This window comes from Glutamicibacter sp. BW77, assembly GCF_002332285.1.
In the GTDB taxonomy this organism is placed as follows: Bacteria; Actinomycetota; Actinomycetes; order Actinomycetales; family Micrococcaceae; genus Glutamicibacter; species Glutamicibacter bergerei.
This window is the reverse complement of the sequence record NZ_NRGT01000057.1, coordinates 159,562-174,699: the sequence shown is the minus strand read 5'-3', so window position 1 is coordinate 174,699 and position 15,138 is coordinate 159,562. Positions and strand designations below refer to the sequence as shown.

13 protein-coding genes are annotated in these 15,138 nt (G+C 58.7%); 6 read left to right on the top strand and 7 right to left on the bottom strand.

Going from position 1 to position 15,138, the window contains the following annotated elements:
* The first annotated feature begins 4 nt into the window (after positions 1–4).
* The 5 genes from CIK74_RS09140 (at position 5) to CIK74_RS09120 (ending at position 4,795) form a co-directional block, all read left to right on the top strand.
* Positions 5–1,129, top strand: a complete 1,125-nt coding sequence (locus tag CIK74_RS09140) for an alcohol dehydrogenase catalytic domain-containing protein (RefSeq protein WP_096255761.1) — start codon at positions 5–7, stop codon at positions 1,127–1,129.
* Between the two features lie 40 nt (positions 1,130–1,169).
* Entirely contained in the window at positions 1,170–1,898 is a 729-nt protein-coding gene (locus tag CIK74_RS09135) for a tyrosine-protein phosphatase (RefSeq protein ID WP_096255758.1), read from the top strand.
* A complete protein-coding gene (locus CIK74_RS09130; protein WP_096255756.1) occupies positions 1,895–3,046 on the top strand; it encodes an ROK family transcriptional regulator in 1,152 nt (383 codons plus the stop codon). Before CIK74_RS09135 ends, CIK74_RS09130 begins: the two co-directional genes overlap by 4 nt.
* Before the next feature lie 110 nt (positions 3,047–3,156).
* Complete coding sequence (locus CIK74_RS09125) at positions 3,157–3,972, top strand: ROK family protein (protein WP_096255754.1); 816 nt, start codon at positions 3,157–3,159, stop codon at positions 3,970–3,972.
* 7 nt (positions 3,973–3,979) lie between these two features.
* Positions 3,980–4,795, top strand: a complete 816-nt coding sequence (locus tag CIK74_RS09120; protein WP_096255751.1) for an HAD family hydrolase — start codon at positions 3,980–3,982, stop codon at positions 4,793–4,795.
* Positions 4,796–4,798: 3 nt separating this feature from the next.
* Here CIK74_RS09120 and CIK74_RS09115 read toward each other — a convergent pair whose 3' ends face one another.
* From CIK74_RS09115 to CIK74_RS09095, 5 genes are all read right to left on the bottom strand, one after another.
* Positions 4,799–5,995: a serine hydrolase gene (locus CIK74_RS09115; protein WP_096255749.1), complete on the bottom strand. Its 1,197-nt coding sequence runs from the start codon at positions 5,993–5,995 to the stop codon at positions 4,799–4,801.
* Positions 5,996–6,084: 89 nt separating this feature from the next.
* On the bottom strand, positions 6,085–7,722 hold the full coding sequence (locus tag CIK74_RS09110; protein WP_096255747.1) for a biotin carboxylase: 1,638 nt from the start codon (positions 7,720–7,722) through the stop codon (positions 6,085–6,087).
* A gap of 243 nt (positions 7,723–7,965) precedes the next feature.
* Positions 7,966–9,177: an amidohydrolase gene (locus CIK74_RS09105; RefSeq protein WP_096255745.1), complete on the bottom strand. Its 1,212-nt coding sequence runs from the start codon at positions 9,175–9,177 to the stop codon at positions 7,966–7,968.
* A gap of 49 nt (positions 9,178–9,226) precedes the next feature.
* Positions 9,227–9,952, bottom strand: coding sequence for a hypothetical protein (locus CIK74_RS09100; protein WP_096255743.1), 726 nt, complete (start codon positions 9,950–9,952; stop codon positions 9,227–9,229).
* A gap of 18 nt (positions 9,953–9,970) precedes the next feature.
* Positions 9,971–10,768 (bottom strand): DUF5058 family protein, encoded by a 798-nt coding sequence (locus CIK74_RS09095; RefSeq protein WP_096255741.1) that lies wholly within the window; start codon positions 10,766–10,768, stop codon positions 9,971–9,973.
* A gap of 214 nt (positions 10,769–10,982) precedes the next feature.
* Between CIK74_RS09095 and CIK74_RS09090 the strand changes: the two genes are divergently transcribed.
* A complete protein-coding gene (locus tag CIK74_RS09090; protein WP_096255739.1) occupies positions 10,983–11,936 on the top strand; it encodes an AsnC family transcriptional regulator in 954 nt (317 codons plus the stop codon).
* Here the strand turns inward: CIK74_RS09090 and CIK74_RS09085 are convergent.
* On the bottom strand, positions 11,922–13,337 hold the full coding sequence (locus CIK74_RS09085; RefSeq protein WP_096255738.1) for an NAD-dependent epimerase/dehydratase family protein: 1,416 nt from the start codon (positions 13,335–13,337) through the stop codon (positions 11,922–11,924). The two genes, CIK74_RS09090 and CIK74_RS09085, sit on opposite strands and share 15 nt — an antisense overlap.
* Positions 13,338–13,547: 210 nt before the next feature.
* Positions 13,548–15,053: a sodium/proline symporter PutP gene (gene putP, locus CIK74_RS09080; protein WP_096255736.1), complete on the bottom strand. Its 1,506-nt coding sequence runs from the start codon at positions 15,051–15,053 to the stop codon at positions 13,548–13,550.
* Positions 15,054–15,138: the final 85 nt, after the last annotated feature.

Below are 15,138 nucleotides of genomic sequence, written 5' to 3'. Positions count from 1 at the left end.
ATCCATGCGCACCATTACCGCAGCGGTCCTGCACGCCTCCGGGGCATCGCGTCCCTACGCCCAGAGTAAGCCGCTGGTGCTCAGCGAGATACAGTTAGCTGACCCGGGGCCCGGAGAAGTGCTGGTGCGCATCGAGGCCGCTGGTCTTTGTCATTCGGATCTTTCGGTCATCGAAGGCAACCGGCCGCGTCCATTGCCAATGGTGCTCGGACATGAAGCCGCCGGCATCATCGAGATGCTCGGCGAGGGAGCCACCGATCTGCATCTGGGCCAACGCGTGGTGAGCGTATTTTTGCCACGCTGCGAAAAATGCGCCGCCTGCGCCACCGGTGGCAAATTGCCGTGCACCGCGGGAAGCGCGAGCAATGCCGCAGGAGAATTGCTCACCGGAACCAGGCGTCTGTCTAGTGAAGGGCAACCGATCAACCACCATTTAGGAGTGTCGGCATTTGCTAGCCATGCGGTACTTGACCGGCGTTCGGTGGTTCCGGTGGGTCAGGACGTGCCGGCGGAGGTTGCAGCAGTCTTAGGCTGCGCGGTGCTCACCGGAGGTGGCGCGTTATTAAATGCGGGCAAACCGAAACCCGGTCAAACACTGATGGTGATTGGTCTGGGTGGAGTCGGGATGGCCGCATTGCTGGTGGCTATCGCGCAGAGTGCAAAGTGGCCGGAGCCGGCTCGGCTGATTGCGGTCGATATGAACCCCGAGAAGTTACGCAGCGCGTTGGAGTTTGGTGCCAGTGAGGCTTATACCCCGGAGCAACTGAGATCCGCGGAAATTACCGCAGATGTGGTCATCGAGGCAGCCGGGCACCCACGGGCCTTTGAAGCCGCGGTGCGTGCCACGGCGTCCGGAGGAACCACCGTCACCGTGGGGCTTCCTCCGCCAGGGGCGCTGGCTGAAATTGAACCGCTGGCACTGACCAGTTCGGCGCGTACCATCATCGGCTCATATCTGGGCTCGGCAATCCCTGCCCGGGACATTCCCTACTATGAAAGTCTCTGGCGTAGCGGTTTGCTCCCGGTGGAAAAGCTACTGTGCGGAAACAAAGCGTTGAGCGAAATCAATGAGGCTTTTGACCAACTAGCCGACGGCAGTACCATCCGTCAGCTGATCACCTTTCCCTAGCCGAGCAGGCTGGCGCTCAGGCCGTGATAGTTTAGCGATTATGTCCGTGAAGAATTACCCCTCCAGCCTGCCGAACCTGCGTGAAGCTGGCGGGTTGCCAGCGTCCGGAGGAAGAATCCGTGCCGGTTTGCTCTACCGCAGCGCCGTGCCGCACACCATTGATGAACCGCTGACCGGGTGGTTGGGTACCGAAAATATTACGCAAATTTTTGATCTACGTTCCACCGTCGAGACCAGTCGGTTACCGGGCTTCCCCGAAACCTTGCAAACGATCACACGCACCAGATTGCCCCTGCTCGAGGGCGCGCTCGCCGTACCGAGCACCATGCCGTCATTAGAAGAGCTTTATCTTCCGCTGGTGGCTAATCATGGGGGTGTGTGGGCCAAGATCGCCGGTGCCGTCGCACAATCGAACGAAGCCACGCTAGTGCATTGCACCGCGGGCAAGGATCGCACCGGGGTCGCGATTGCCTTGTTGCTCTTGGCCGTGGGCGCCGATCGTGATGCAGTGCTGGCCGATTACGCTGCATCTACCGCCGCACTGTCCGGTCCTTGGCTTGAATCCATGCGTACGATGCTCGCCGCTCACGACATTACGATGACCGAGAAAATGCAAAACCTGATGGTCGGCACCAGCATCGCTGGATTGGAGCGCGCCTTGGATCTAGCCATCACCGGGCACGGTTCGATCGCCGATTATCTGCTGGCTCACGGATTAACCGCTAAGCAATTTGAAGCCTTGGGGCAGCGGTTGGTGAGCGGCTCATGAAGCTGCCTGCGCCAACTGTCGGGCCGAGGGCCCTAGCGACGTTGACCGACCGACAGATCTTTGACTATCTATGCTTAAATCAGCCGGCCACCCGCACCCAGATCTCGACCGCGTTGGGATTGTCTAAACCCACCGCCTCGCAGGGTATTTCACGACTACAAGAAAATGGTCTGGTCAGCCCCGTTGAGGTTATGCCCGGAGCAGATGCCGCGGTGCGCCGTGGCCGTGCTCCGGAAAGCTACGGGATCAATCAGGGTTATGGACATCTGCTCGGCTTGAGTTTGGAAGCCGGTACGCTGCTTGGGCGCACCACCGACCTTGCCGGACACATCGTCGCGCAAGGGCACCGGGTGGTACCTACCGAGGCGAGCGCCGATCAGGTGCAACAGCTGGCAGGAAGCATGGTTGAAGAACTCACTGCCGCCAGCTCAGGACGCACGCTCGGTGCGGCACTGTCGCAAAGTTCACCGGTGCTACGCGTCGGGGTGGACGCCACCGCGTTACCTACACCTGTCTATCCAGGTTCGTCCGCCTCGCTGGCGCCGGTGGTTCAAGAGTTGACCGGCGCACCAGCTGTGCTGGATAACGATGTGAACTGGATGGCTGTGGCACAGGTTCGACACGATCAACCGCTGGCGGACTCATCGCTGATGCTGCTCTACGTAGGTCCGGGTATTGGTACCGCGCTGGTAATCGATGGCACGGTGCATCGTGGGGCCAGTGGCACCGCCGGCGAGCTCAATGGCTTGCGCCTGGGGGACCAAACCTTTCTGCAACGGCTGGCCGCGGCCGGGCTCACCGAGGACGGTAGTTCGAAGGTGGATTACGCGCGATTGGCCAAACTGTTGGCTGCGGGTGGGCCTACCGATCCGTTGGTAGAGAGCTTTACGCTGGTCTTAGCTGAGGTGCTGGGCAATCTACTGGCCTTTTTTGACCCACAGCGTTTGGTGCTGTGCGGACCACTGGCGCATTTCGAGGCTTTTACGCACAGCCTTAATCAGGCACTGGCTAGTAGGATGGGAGCTAACAGTAGCGTTGTCGAAGTTAGTGAGTTAGGCGAGGACGCGGCTTTGCGCGGTGCCTTATTTGGGGCACGTGCGCAGTATCTGGCGCGGCTGTGGTCCAACTACCGCATCGACGGTGCGTAGGCATTGACGGTATACGCCGACAGTAGCTATTGTAAAGAGTCCTTATAATAGTTTTTGGTTTGTTCATTTGAGTTGCTCAACTACATGAACCACACGCAGGGGAGTAACCGATGGCAGCAAAACACTCGGCGTCAGCGCAAACACCGGCGCAGTTTGCGGCCCTCGGACTGGATCTGGGTGGTTCGTCGATCAAATACGGGCTGGTTGATACCTCCGGCGAGCTGGTGCAGAGCACCTTTGGGCAGGCGACCACTCCGGACGGGGCACACCCCGATGCCGTGGCCGAGGTCATGGCACAAATCCTGCGCGACCTTGCAGAACTTACCGGCGAAGACCTTGCCGGGCTACCTGCCGGAATTACCGTCCCGGGGATCGTCATCGACGGGGTGGTGCATTCGGCGGCTAATATCGACGAAGCCTGGATCGGATTGGATGCCACGGCGCTGCTGAGCAAAACGCTAGATCGCCAGGTAGCGATCCTCAACGATGCCGACGCCGCAGGCATGGCCGAGGTTTATGCGGGCGCCGGAGCCAGCAATGGCGAACCGATTCTAGGCAGCACCATGCTGCTCACCTTGGGTACCGGCATCGGCTCGGCATTCTTCCGTGATGGGGTGCTCTTCCCCAATATTGAGTTCGGGCATCTGGAAATTGACGGGTTTAACGCCGAAAGCAAGGCCGCTGCCCGGGTCATGCGTGAAGAAAACCTCAGCTGGGAGCAGTACATCACCCGGTTGCAGCGCTACCTCTCACAGGTCGAATTTTTGTGTAGCCCAGACTTGATCATCATCGGCGGGGCTATCTCCGAGGACCACGAGAAGTTCCTACCCAAGCTGAACCTGCGGGCCAAACTGGTGCCCGCCAAATACCACAACGCCGCCGGCGTGCTTGGCGCCGCACACCGCGCCATGCACCTAAGCACCTAGGATTTAAATGCACACGATTAACCCGAACGCTACGATCAAACTTGTCGCCGTAGACATGGACGGCACCTTCTTAGATGGAGAAGGACAGATCCCGGAGGCTGCCTGGGTGGTCATCGACGAGCTTCAGGCCAAGGGGATCAGTTTTGTTCCGGCCTCTGGGCGGCAGTTCGCCACCCTGCGTGAGCAGTTCGCGGCACTCGGTGAAATCGCGATCATCGCCGAGAACGGCACCGTGGTGATGCACGGCGAGCAAGAAATTTACTCCAACATCATCGATGCACAGTCGGTGACCTCGGTGATCGCCGTGACCCGCGCGCAGTCGGCGCTGGATGTTGGGCTGGTGCTCTGCGGCCGGCGAACCGCCTACGTGGAGCGGGATGATGAGGACTTTCTTGCAGCCATTGCCCCGTACTACCGCGCGGTGCAGGTTGTCGAGGATCTAGACCAGGTCGAGGATGAAATCATCAAAATGGCGGTCAACGTCGCGACCGGCCAGGTGCAGGCGATGGCCGCTGCCCTCGACGTCCCCTTGCAGGTGGTAGTTTCTGGAAGCCACTGGGTGGACGCGATGAACCACGGAGTGCACAAGGGTCTAGCGCTGAAGGCATTGCAAGACAAGCTCGGTGTCACCCAAGATGAAACCGCGGTCTTCGGGGACTACCCCAATGATCTAGAAATGATCAAGGGTGCTACCTATTCCTTCGCCATGGCCAACGCACACCCGGTGGTTGCGGCCGCAGCGAACTTCACCGCGCCAGCAAATACCGAGCATGGGGTGCTGCAGGTTTTGCGCGCTTACCTTGAAGGACGCGACGAGCTCTAGGAGCTAGATGCCGTCTTGCTGCGCTAAATGGTTGGCGATGGCGTCGAAGGCGCGAATCGTGGGGAACAGCTTGGAAGCATCCTGCGGATATGGCCAGCTGGAGAGCTTCACACCAATCATCTTGGTGGCCGGGTTCATGTAAATCATCTGCCCGTGGATGCCAAGGGCCAGCGCGACATTTGAATTCGGGTAAGGGAACCAGATCTGGTTGCGGTAGCGTCCGCCGGGCATCATATTATCGCCCGGTGAGTCCGCGAAGGCTTTGAGCTGGTCTTCGGTGCTGGTGAAGGTATCGGTGATCCAGCTCGGGTCAAAGACTCGCTGTCCACTCAACGACACCCCGTCGTTGATGTAGAGGTGACCGAAACGGGCCAGGTCGCGCAGGGTGGCATTAAAACCGCCGTCGAACATGCCGGTTCCGAACTGGTCGGTACCCATCACCAGGTCCTGTTGCGCGCCGATCTTGGCCCACACATAGTCGGAGATTAGCTGTTGCATGCGCGCCCCACCGGCGGCTTCCAACACCCAACCGAGCACGTCGGTCTCGCAGGAACGGTATTCAAAGGCCCCACCGTGGGAAGTTTTAGCCTTCAGCGTCAGCAGGTAGTCGTACATGCCGATGGGGCCGATGGCGCCGCTAGGCGGGGTCCAGCCGATGGCTTCCTCTAGCATGCGTACCTCGGCCTTGGGATCCAGGTACTCCTCGGAGAACTGAATTCCCGAACGCATATCTAGCAGGTGGCGTACCGTTGCCCCGGCGTAACCGGAGCGTTCAAGGGCTGGCACGTAGTCGGTGACCAGCTTGTTCACGTCGAGCTTTTCCGCGCTCACCAGCGCTGCGGCCACCGTGCCGACGACGGTTTTACTCATCGACATCAGCAGGTGGTCGGTTAGCGAGGTCATGGTGTTGTAGTACTTCTCCACCATCACCTTGCCCTTGCGCATGATCAGCAAACCGTCGGTGTTCGTCGAGTTGATTACTCCGCGTACGGTCAGTGAGGGATCGGTGGCGCTGCCCTTAGCGACCTCTAGATCACCAATCTCCATTTCGGTGAACGGCAGCTTGGCGATCGATTCGTCGCCGCGTGAGACCTTGGTGGTAGGTAGGAACTCGGCGATATTCTGGAAGGATACCTGGATGTTTTCCGGGTGCTGCCAGTTAGCGATCGTTAACTCGGGTACCGTGAGGCCGCTGGACATCTAGTGGTCGCTCTTCTCTTAGAAACGCTGTGTGCTTTATCTTTTGGAGCCTACCACCAGCGCTTGAACGGGGCTGACGAACGAACCTACTACTGGGTAGCTGGCGGAACGTCGATACCTTTGTACTGTGCACGGATCGAAGAGATGAAGTGCTTCGCGTCAATGGTCAGCTTGGTCTTCTTCTTACCTTCGTACTGCAGCTTCGACTTAGTTACTAGTACGCCCAAGTCAGCACCCTTCCAACGGTAATCTTCTACACCGTAGATGCGGAGGAAGAACGCTTCCTTATGGTTCTGCAACTGGTGCCAGTCCAGTGCGCTACGCGAGAACTGCAACTTGCCCTTTGAGTCCAGGAAGTACTTGCCGGTGCGTGGGGCGTGGGTGATGTACTGCACGATGTCATCGGTTTCCTTGATGATCATATGGCTCCACACATCGGCTCCGGAGAGTTCTTCCCAGCGCGCGTTGATCTCATCCACGTCCAGCTCAAATTCCACGTCCAGGTACTCCAGCAGGTGGAAGAGGAATAGTGGAACGTCCGCGTAGGCTCCGGCGGTCACGTTGGTGATCGCACTGGCCCCGGAGATGCGTGGGTTCAATTCGCCCAAGTACACCTCGTCGGTATCGGTGTCTACCAGTACGTCGACTTCGAAGAAGCCACGGTATCCGGTGGACTTCAGTCCCGCACCCACCTTGCGGACCAGTTCAATAGCGCGCGCACGCTGACCATCGGTGACCACATCTGGGTGCATCTCGTTACCGCACCAACCGCCCTTGTAAGGAGTCAGTTCCTTGTAACCGGCCAGTTCGGTAAGAATGGGGCCGACCACGGTACCGCAGCGAGTAAGTACCGCTTCTACGGCCACCGGCTGATTGTTAATCCGCTTCATCACCTTGAGCTGTTCGCCGATGATGTCCTTGGAATGTTCATTCCAGTCCGATTCGTTCGTGATGAAGAAGGTGGTTTTACCCGAATCTCCATACGGGGTCTGCACTACCAGGTCATCACCGAGCTTCGCGTCACGCGAAAGCTTTTGTAGCTCGGAGTACGTATCGGCGGTGCCCAAAACGTTCGGGACCGAGTGGGCGCCGGCGGCATTGCCCAGTTCGGTGGTGACAATCTTTGAATCCAAGTGGTTGCGCAGTTCCGCAGAAGGCAGGATCAGGTCGTAGCCCAGCTCTTCACAGATCGCTTCGGTTTCCTCATCGAAGAACACCATGGCGATCTTCGGACGAGGCCCGCCCGGAGCGGTATGGGTGTCTATGTACTCGCGTACCTCGGGATTTTCCAGCAACCAGTTGTTAATTTCTTCGGCGCTCTGGAAATCAGTTTGTGGCTTCTCGCTCGGGGTGAAGACCCGCGGGTGGTGGCCATCCCAGCCGTCGTAGTAGCTGATGTAGCTGAATTTACGCACCCACCGGTCAAGACCCAATAGGTTCACCGGGGTGGCGCCGACGAAGTAAATCGGGGTGGAATTGGTGCGGAAGAAGTGGCGCACCTCGCTCATATTCTTCAGCTTGCGGCCAAAGTTCACCACGCGTGGTACCTCAAAGTCGGAGTCGACATCGTTGTAAGCAGCATCAACCGCAACGTTTGCGGTCATTTCATCGAGCACAGTTTCCTGCGCTTGTGCGGCACCAGCCTGTTTACGTAATTTAGCTAGATCGCTGGGTTTAGGCATCTGCGGTCGTGCAGCACCTTCGCTCGCCTCAAGAAAATTTGCCATGGTGTCGTTCCTTCAAACTGGTAGATCTAAGTGATGATGCTCTGCGCCCGCCGTTGGACACAATCTGGACCGGCTAACTCACTCCATGGTGGTCGGTGAGAGTAAGCCGGGTGAAGCTGGGAGGTTAATCGGGAATGAATATTTAGTTTGTAGACGCGTTAGCGTTGAGCATTAGCTTAGACGCGCCAAAGTCCTAACGTGAAGTAGATGACACGTTAGGATGTTGGACGTCATAAGACTTAGTCAGTTTTTCTTTGAGACGTAATATTCGATAGCAGCCAAGGCCGCGCGAACGCCGGTATCTAGCGCCGGAATGTAGTCAGGCAAAAAGTGTGGCGAATGATTGACCGGGGCAGGACCATTACTGAGGTCAAAACCGCCAAACATCCAAAACACATTGGGCACATCCAGCGCGTCCGCCAGCGCTCCAAAATCTTCCGAACCCATAGCCGGAGGAGAGAAGTGAACCTGGTCTGTCCCGAATTCTTGACCGAAGGCCGCGGCGAGCGATTGGGTCTGTTCCGGATCATTGTAGAGCCGTGGGAAATTGTAGAGTTCCTCAATGAGTGGTGCTTGCGCGTTAGCTGCCACCGCTTCGGCATTGATGATGCGGGTGACGGCCGCCAGCACCTGGGCGCGAACCTCTTCGGTGAGCGTGCGAATGTTCAGCGTGAATTCCGCGCGGTCCGGAATGATATTTTCCTTCAGTCCCGCATGGAAGGTTCCACAGGTGATCACCGCCGGGCTCAACGGATGCAGCTCGCGCGAGACGATGGTTTGTAAACGCGTGATGATGTGCGCGCCAAGCACGATCGGATCAACCGAATCCTGAGGCTGGGAGCCGTGGGACTGCTTGCCGTACAAGGTCACCTTCAGCGAATCTGCTAAAGCCATCGCGCTGCCCTCGGTGACCGCGATGGATCCGGTTTGGAACGGGAAGACATGCTGGCCGAGGACTACCTGCGGGTGTGGGACTTTCTCCCACAATCCGTCTGCGAGCATAGCGCGCGCCCCGGCGGCAGTTTCCTCTCCAGGCTGGAAGATCCACAGCACCGTTCCGGACCAGTTCTCGGTGTTCCTGGCCAGTACCTGTGCGGCGCTGAGCGCGGAGGCTACGTGGGTGTCATGGCCGCAACCGTGCATTAGCGGCACCTCGGTGCCGTCGGCTAGGACCCCGGTGTCCACCGAGGCGTAGTCCGCGCCGGTGTCTTCCTTGATTGGCAGGCCATCGGAATCTGCGCGGAAGGCTATTACCGGACCGTCCCCGTTACGCTGAATACCCACCACACCGGTGCCACCAGAAATGAAGTTCTCGATACCCAGCTCGTTCAGTCGTTCCTGAATGTATTGAGCGGTTCCATGTTCGGCCATCGATAATTCGGGGTGCGCGTGCAAGTGCAGATAATTTTCGTGCAGCGTGCGGGTTTCGTCCTCGGTCAGCGCGGTGCTCAGCATGATGTCCTTTATCTTGAGGGGTAAATGTTCAGGTGAAAAATACTCTGGTTTAGTCTTCGGTGTTTGTCACTAGGGCCTTGCGGTCACGCAACACCCAAGAAACCAAGATCGAGGCGATGACTACCAGTGCGGTAGCAAACATTGCCACCGCCGGCATAGCAGGCAACACCACAAAGTTCATCAGCAGCGCCAGTACGATAGCGATGATGGTGGGACGCAGTGACTTCATCACGACGATCGACTGCACGAGCACCGCACCCATCAGCGAGGGCAAGATGTAAAGCCGAGCCACGTCGATGACCTCGGCGGGCACCTGAGAAACTAGCCAGGTGCCAAGTACACCGACAAATAGCAGCAGGCTGGTCAGGTGCACCGTGGCAGCGCCACAAATGGCCATCACTGCGGCGAGATCCCCGCGCTTGGATCCGGGCTTGGCGCCAATGGAGGACTGCGCCACGATGGCAGCTGGCAGTAGCTTGTTAGAAATATTGCCGATCATAAATGCCTGGTACATGGCCGCAGAACCCAGAATCGGGAAGTAGGTCACCGGCTCCACGATCCACAACACCCCAAAGGTTGCCGCGACGGCGAGGAACGCCACCCAGATCATCGAGGGGGCAATCTGTAGGTCGGAGAAGAAGACTAGATAGATCGGGCCGAGCAGCGAGAAGATCAGCCCCGCGGTCATGGTGAGTGAACCGTAGCGAGTGGTCTGCTTTTCAAAACGCGCCATCGAGGCATCGGCGCTTGTCAGAGTAATAGTTGGAGTGCTCATGGGGTATTGCTCCTGGTCTTAGGCTGCGGTGTGCAGGAAGTAGCCGGCGGTGATAGCAATCGCGATGGAGATGCCCAGCGCCCATTCCTTCAACCATTTCGCGTGCAAAACCTTAGCCAGCAACAGGCATAGGCCCATGGCCGCCGCGGAGACCGCCACGAGAATCATGTGAATCGATGACTTTGGCAGCTCGGCGATGGTCAGCGCGGAGAACGCTCCAAGTAGCGCGGCGGTAGGGATCAGTGCCATCACCGCGGGGTTGCGCTTGGCGAGCGACTTGCCGCCCTTTTTCATGATGGGGGTCAAAATCAGCGTGGAGAGCATCCACATTGCTCCGGACAGGCTCATTGCCACCAAAGCGACGGCGAAGACCTGCTGGGTGTAGTCGGCTCCGCCGAGGGTGGCGCCCATAGACACAGCAGCGATATTCGCAGAGCCGGTTTCTGCCGAGACCGAGCCGATCAGTCCGATACGTACCAGCACCGCTGGGGTGCCGAAGAGTGCCAGCAATGCGATGGCGACGAAGACTACCGCCAGCGAGGGGCCGATGGAGGCGACGGCCCCGGCTCGGAAGGATTCCTTCAGCTCACGTGCCGGCATATTCACGTGCGGTGCGGCAACCTTTGCGGCCCGCGCATAGAGAATCGTCTGAATGAAGATGACTGCGAACACGCCCAAGGCGCAGAACCACAGGAAGGGGGTGTTAGCGATGGCCCAGATGTCGGTTGAACTGGGATCGCCAGCGGCCAGGATGAGCTGTGGCTGCACGGTGGGCTCCTGAAAGTAGGTAAGTAAGTGAACTGATGTGATGCGCATCGCATCTACTTACAACCATGGCGCTAAGCTGAGATATCGACAATAATTGGCACATGTTGCCAGTTTTCTGTCGTTTTCCACCAAAGCATGACGATTCAGTGGGCTAAAAAGCGGAAAATCGTCAGAGAAGATTGGGTTCTAAGTGACCAGCCTAGGCAAACACCGAGCCGGAAAATGCCTATGACCGCAGGCCAGCACCTCACAGGAGTACCGCATGGAGCAAAACGACGAGTTTAACGAGCTTGAACGGAAAATAGTGATCGCGCTGCAAGCCGATGGGCGCGCTACCTGGCGCAAGATCGCTCAGGTTTTTGGCGAGCCCGAACGCACCGTGGCACGCTACGGGCAGGCACTGTTGGCTAGTTCAAAAATTTCGGTGGCGGCAATTCAACACCGCACGGGCTCATTGGTCGCCGCGTTTACCTGCGCCCCGGGAACCGTGCGGGTAGCCTGCGAGGCGTTGGCTCAGCGCACAGACACCAGCTTCAGCTATATGGTCACCGGGCAAAGTGACGTGGTCACCGAGCTGCACTACGACGGGGACCTGGCCGAGATTCTCACCATGCAGCTACCGGCAACCCCAGGAATTAATGCGTTAGCGGTCTATCCGATCCTGAAATACTTCAAAACCATCCGTGCCTGGCGTGCCGAGCCACTACCCGAAGCGGCGGAGCGCGCGTTGCGGCCAGCCAGTGGCGGGGAACTGACCGAATGGAATCCCACGGCCGGACTAACGGAGAATGACAAGCTAATCATCGAGGTGCTGCGCAAAGATGGGCGGGCCTCGGTGGACACGATCTCTCGGCAGGTGAAGATGAGCGAATCATCGGTGGCCCGCCGGGTGGACTGGCTCCTGCGCGGGGAACATATCTCGATCCGCACACTGGTAGAACCGGCGCTCCTGGGCTACCCGGTGGAGGCGCTGCTCTGGGTACAGACCTCCCCGCAGAGCGTTGAGCAACTCGGGCAGCGGCTACGGCTACTGCCCGAGGTGCGTTACGCGGCCGCGGTGGCCGGGGACGCACAGCTAATCGTTGATGTCACCGTGCGCACCCAAAAGGACCTATATCGTTTCATTTCCGACACCCAGTGGGGTGAGATGGTGCAGCTGAAGACCGCGATGGTGCTTTCGGCACGCAAACGCGGAGGGAAATTATTCGCCGTTTAGCGTGGCCGCAAAGTCGTTTTGGCTAAACTCGAATCCGGCATCTGCTAACGCCCGGGAGCTGACCTTGCGTCCGGTCAGTGCCACACGAGCATTAGAGCCGAGCACCGCCGCACCAAGCTTGGGCAATAGCGTGCCGGTAGGAAGTCCTGGCAACCCGGCGTTTGAACGCAGCGCAGCCATCACCTCGGTGTTGCGCAAAGGCACCGGATGCGCGGCATGGATCAACCCCACGGGTAGCGAAGTCTCTTCTAAGCCGAGCAAGATCCGCACCAAATGCAGCCAATCTTCCAGACCGATCCAGCTGAACCACTGCCTGCCATCACCCATCGGCCCACCCAGACCGGTGTGTACCAGCGCGGTCAGTGGTTTGAGCAGTGGCGCATCGGGATGCATCACTAGCGAGCTGCGCAGCACATAACTGCGTTCGGCATTGACCTTCGCATCATGGAAGGCCTGCTCCCAGGCGGAGGCGACCCCGGTCATTTCCGGAAGTGCCCGCTCACCGGTAGGCACTGGGCTGTCTTCGGTAAATTCTGCTTCACCGCCATCACCAAAGATCGCGGTGGTGCTGGACTGAATCCAGCTGGCCAATGGGGTGTCGAGTCCGGCGGCGGCCTCGGCCAAAGTTTGTGTGGTGCGCACCCGGGAGGCGGTGAGCTTTGCGATATTTTCTTCGGTGTTGCGCTTATCCACGCGCTCGCCGGCCAAATTGATCAGGTGTACCGGGAATTTGGCGTGGCTTAACGCACTGGTCCACGCGCCTTGGTGAAGGCCATCCCATGGGTATTGGTCGGCGGGGAAGTCTGCTTCAATGCGTCGGGTGAGTACGGCCACGGACAACCCGCGGCAGACCAGCTCGGCCACCAGATTGCGTCCGAGGAAGCCACGTCCGCCGGAGATCACCACACGCACCGGAACGGTGCGGTGTGCTCCCGAAGGTATGACCTTGAAGAGCCTGGCGCAGGCTAGTGCAAAGTCCTCGCAGAGGGTGTTAGCGACGCTAAATTTGAAGGCCGTGGTGCCTGGACCGCGCAGGATTACGGTGAAACGCAGGATCGCTCCGGTATCGGCGGCATCTACCTGCCAGCGCAATACCATTTCGCCACCGGGTTGCGGCTGGGTGAACTCGACCATGCGCTGAGCCGGGTTGCGTCTAGTGATCGAGCCTGCCGGTGCGGTCTTTTGATGTAGCGGCCCAAAGAGTTTGCCAGGAGCCAAGAGATCAACCTTGGTACCTACTCCGCGCTGGTCATCGTGCACCACAAAACCGTCGAAGCTCTTCATCCAGCTGCCGGTCTGCGACAGGTTGCCGACGATCGAATACACGGCCTCGGGATCTGCGGCAAGGTATTGCGATTCGGTGCGCTGCCAGCGAGTGAACTTAGTGAGCGTCTGCGCCATGGCTAGATCATCCTTCGAGGTGAAACGAAACTTCGGACACCTCTAGGTTACTGTGCACCGGGTGTCACCGGCACCCGCTACGCGCCGATTGTGCTCTGGGTGAGCGCAGGCCGCCGGCAGAGGCGTGGTTAAACGCAGAAACCGGCGTTGTGCAAAGCGGTGAAGCTTTGCACAACGCCGGTCACATAAGCGTTATTCGCGCGGTACGCCTTAGGCGGTAACCTTCGCGCCAACCTCTTCTTCCATCGAGGTGAATTCAGCCTCGATTTCAGTGCTTGGCTTGAACGTTGCACGAGAGACGAGCCATGCAACCACGAGGCAGACCAGGAAGCCTGGCACGATCTCGTACATGTTGCCGGTCAGCACGTCGACGTTGCCCCAGATGAAGACTACGGCTGCACCGGAGATCATGCCAGCGAAGGCACCAATCGCGGTGAGCTTACGCCAGTACAGAGCCAGTATCACGATTGGACCGAAGGCGCCGCCGAAGCCGGCCCAGGCGAAGGCCACCAGATCCAGGATCGAGGAGTTCGGGTTCAGTGCCAGCAGTGCTGCGACGACCGCGATGACCAGCACGCCGGTGCGTCCGAGCATCACTAGCGCCTTCGGAGAAGCCTTGCGACCGGTGATGTTGTAGAGGTCTTCAACCAGTGCAGAAGAGCAAACGATCATCTGCGAGGACATCGTTGACATAATTGCTGCCAACACGGCCGCGAGCACTAGACCAGCGACGAATGGGTGGAAGAAGACTTGGCTGAGCAGCAAGAAGACGGTTTCGCTGTTTGTCTCGCTCAGTGGATCCTCCGCAAAGTACGCGATACCGATCAGCGAGGTCGCGATTGCGCCAATGGAGGTCAGGAACATCCAACCCACGCCGATGCGACGTGCAGTCTTTGCCTCGGCTGGGGTGCGTAGCGCCATAAAGCGGACCAGGATGTGCGGCTGACCGAAGTAACCCAAGCCCCATGCAGCGGTGGAGAAGATCGCGATGACCGCGACCCACCAGGCGTTATCGGAGAACGAGGAGAACAGGTTGAATGCCTCTGGGTTTGCCGTGGTGATGCGCGAACCCAAAGTTTCGAAGTCGCCGATCTGGATAACCGCGACGATTGGCACGGCAATGAGTGCGGCGAACATCAGTAGGCCCTGAGCCACGTCGGTTAGTGATGCACCAAGGAATCCACCAAACAGGGTGTAGAGCAAGGTGATGACCGCAACGAAGATCATGCCGGTCAGGTATGGCCAGCCGAAGGAGGCATCAAAGAACTTGCCGGCGGCAACCATGCCCGAGGAAACGTAGAAGGTGAAGAACACCAAGATGATGACCGCACTGCCGATGCGCAGCAGGTGCTTATTGTCCTTCAGGCGCTTTTCGAAGAAGCTTGGGATGGTGATGGCGTTCTGCGAGATTGCGGTGTAGGAACGTAGACGAGGAGCCACGTACTTCCAGTTCAGCCAGGCGCCGATCAATAGACCGATACCGATCCAGGCCTCGTGCATGCCGCCAAGGTAGATTGCGCCGGGCAAGCCCATGAGCAGCCAGCCGGACATGTCACTTGCACCTGCGGACAGGGCTGCTACCCCGGGCTTCAAGCCACGGCCTGCAAGCATGTAGTCGTCGATGTTGTTCGTTCGTCTAAAGGCTACGTAGCCGATGCCGAGCATCGCGCCCATATAGATGACGATCGCGATGATCTGATAAGTCTGGTCAGACATTTTCCCTCATTGCCGTTTATTGTCCGTCGGAGCGAGTGGTCACCCGAGTAGACAGCGGATCTTGTGGTGCGAGTCACCACTATTG

Coding starts and splice junctions, on each gene's coding strand:
- CIK74_RS09105 (WP_096255745.1), bottom strand. CDS start 9,177: ATGCTGAGCACCGCGCTGACCGAGGACGAAACCCGCACGCTGCACGAA.
- CIK74_RS09135 (WP_096255758.1), top strand. CDS start 1,170: ATGTCCGTGAAGAATTACCCCTCCAGCCTGCCGAACCTGCGTGAAGCT.
- putP (WP_096255736.1), bottom strand. CDS start 15,053: ATGTCTGACCAGACTTATCAGATCATCGCGATCGTCATCTATATGGGC.
- CIK74_RS09100 (WP_096255743.1), bottom strand. CDS start 9,952: ATGAGCACTCCAACTATTACTCTGACAAGCGCCGATGCCTCGATGGCG.
- CIK74_RS09115 (WP_096255749.1), bottom strand. CDS start 5,995: ATGTCCAGCGGCCTCACGGTACCCGAGTTAACGATCGCTAACTGGCAG.
- CIK74_RS09140 (WP_096255761.1), top strand. CDS start 5: ATGCGCACCATTACCGCAGCGGTCCTGCACGCCTCCGGGGCATCGCGT.
- CIK74_RS09090 (WP_096255739.1), top strand. CDS start 10,983: ATGGAGCAAAACGACGAGTTTAACGAGCTTGAACGGAAAATAGTGATC.
- CIK74_RS09085 (WP_096255738.1), bottom strand. CDS start 13,337: ATGGCGCAGACGCTCACTAAGTTCACTCGCTGGCAGCGCACCGAATCG.
- CIK74_RS09110 (WP_096255747.1), bottom strand. CDS start 7,722: ATGGCAAATTTTCTTGAGGCGAGCGAAGGTGCTGCACGACCGCAGATG.
- CIK74_RS09130 (WP_096255756.1), top strand. CDS start 1,895: ATGAAGCTGCCTGCGCCAACTGTCGGGCCGAGGGCCCTAGCGACGTTG.
- CIK74_RS09095 (WP_096255741.1), bottom strand. CDS start 10,768: ATGCGCATCACATCAGTTCACTTACTTACCTACTTTCAGGAGCCCACC.
- CIK74_RS09125 (WP_096255754.1), top strand. CDS start 3,157: ATGGCAGCAAAACACTCGGCGTCAGCGCAAACACCGGCGCAGTTTGCG.
- CIK74_RS09120 (WP_096255751.1), top strand. CDS start 3,980: ATGCACACGATTAACCCGAACGCTACGATCAAACTTGTCGCCGTAGAC.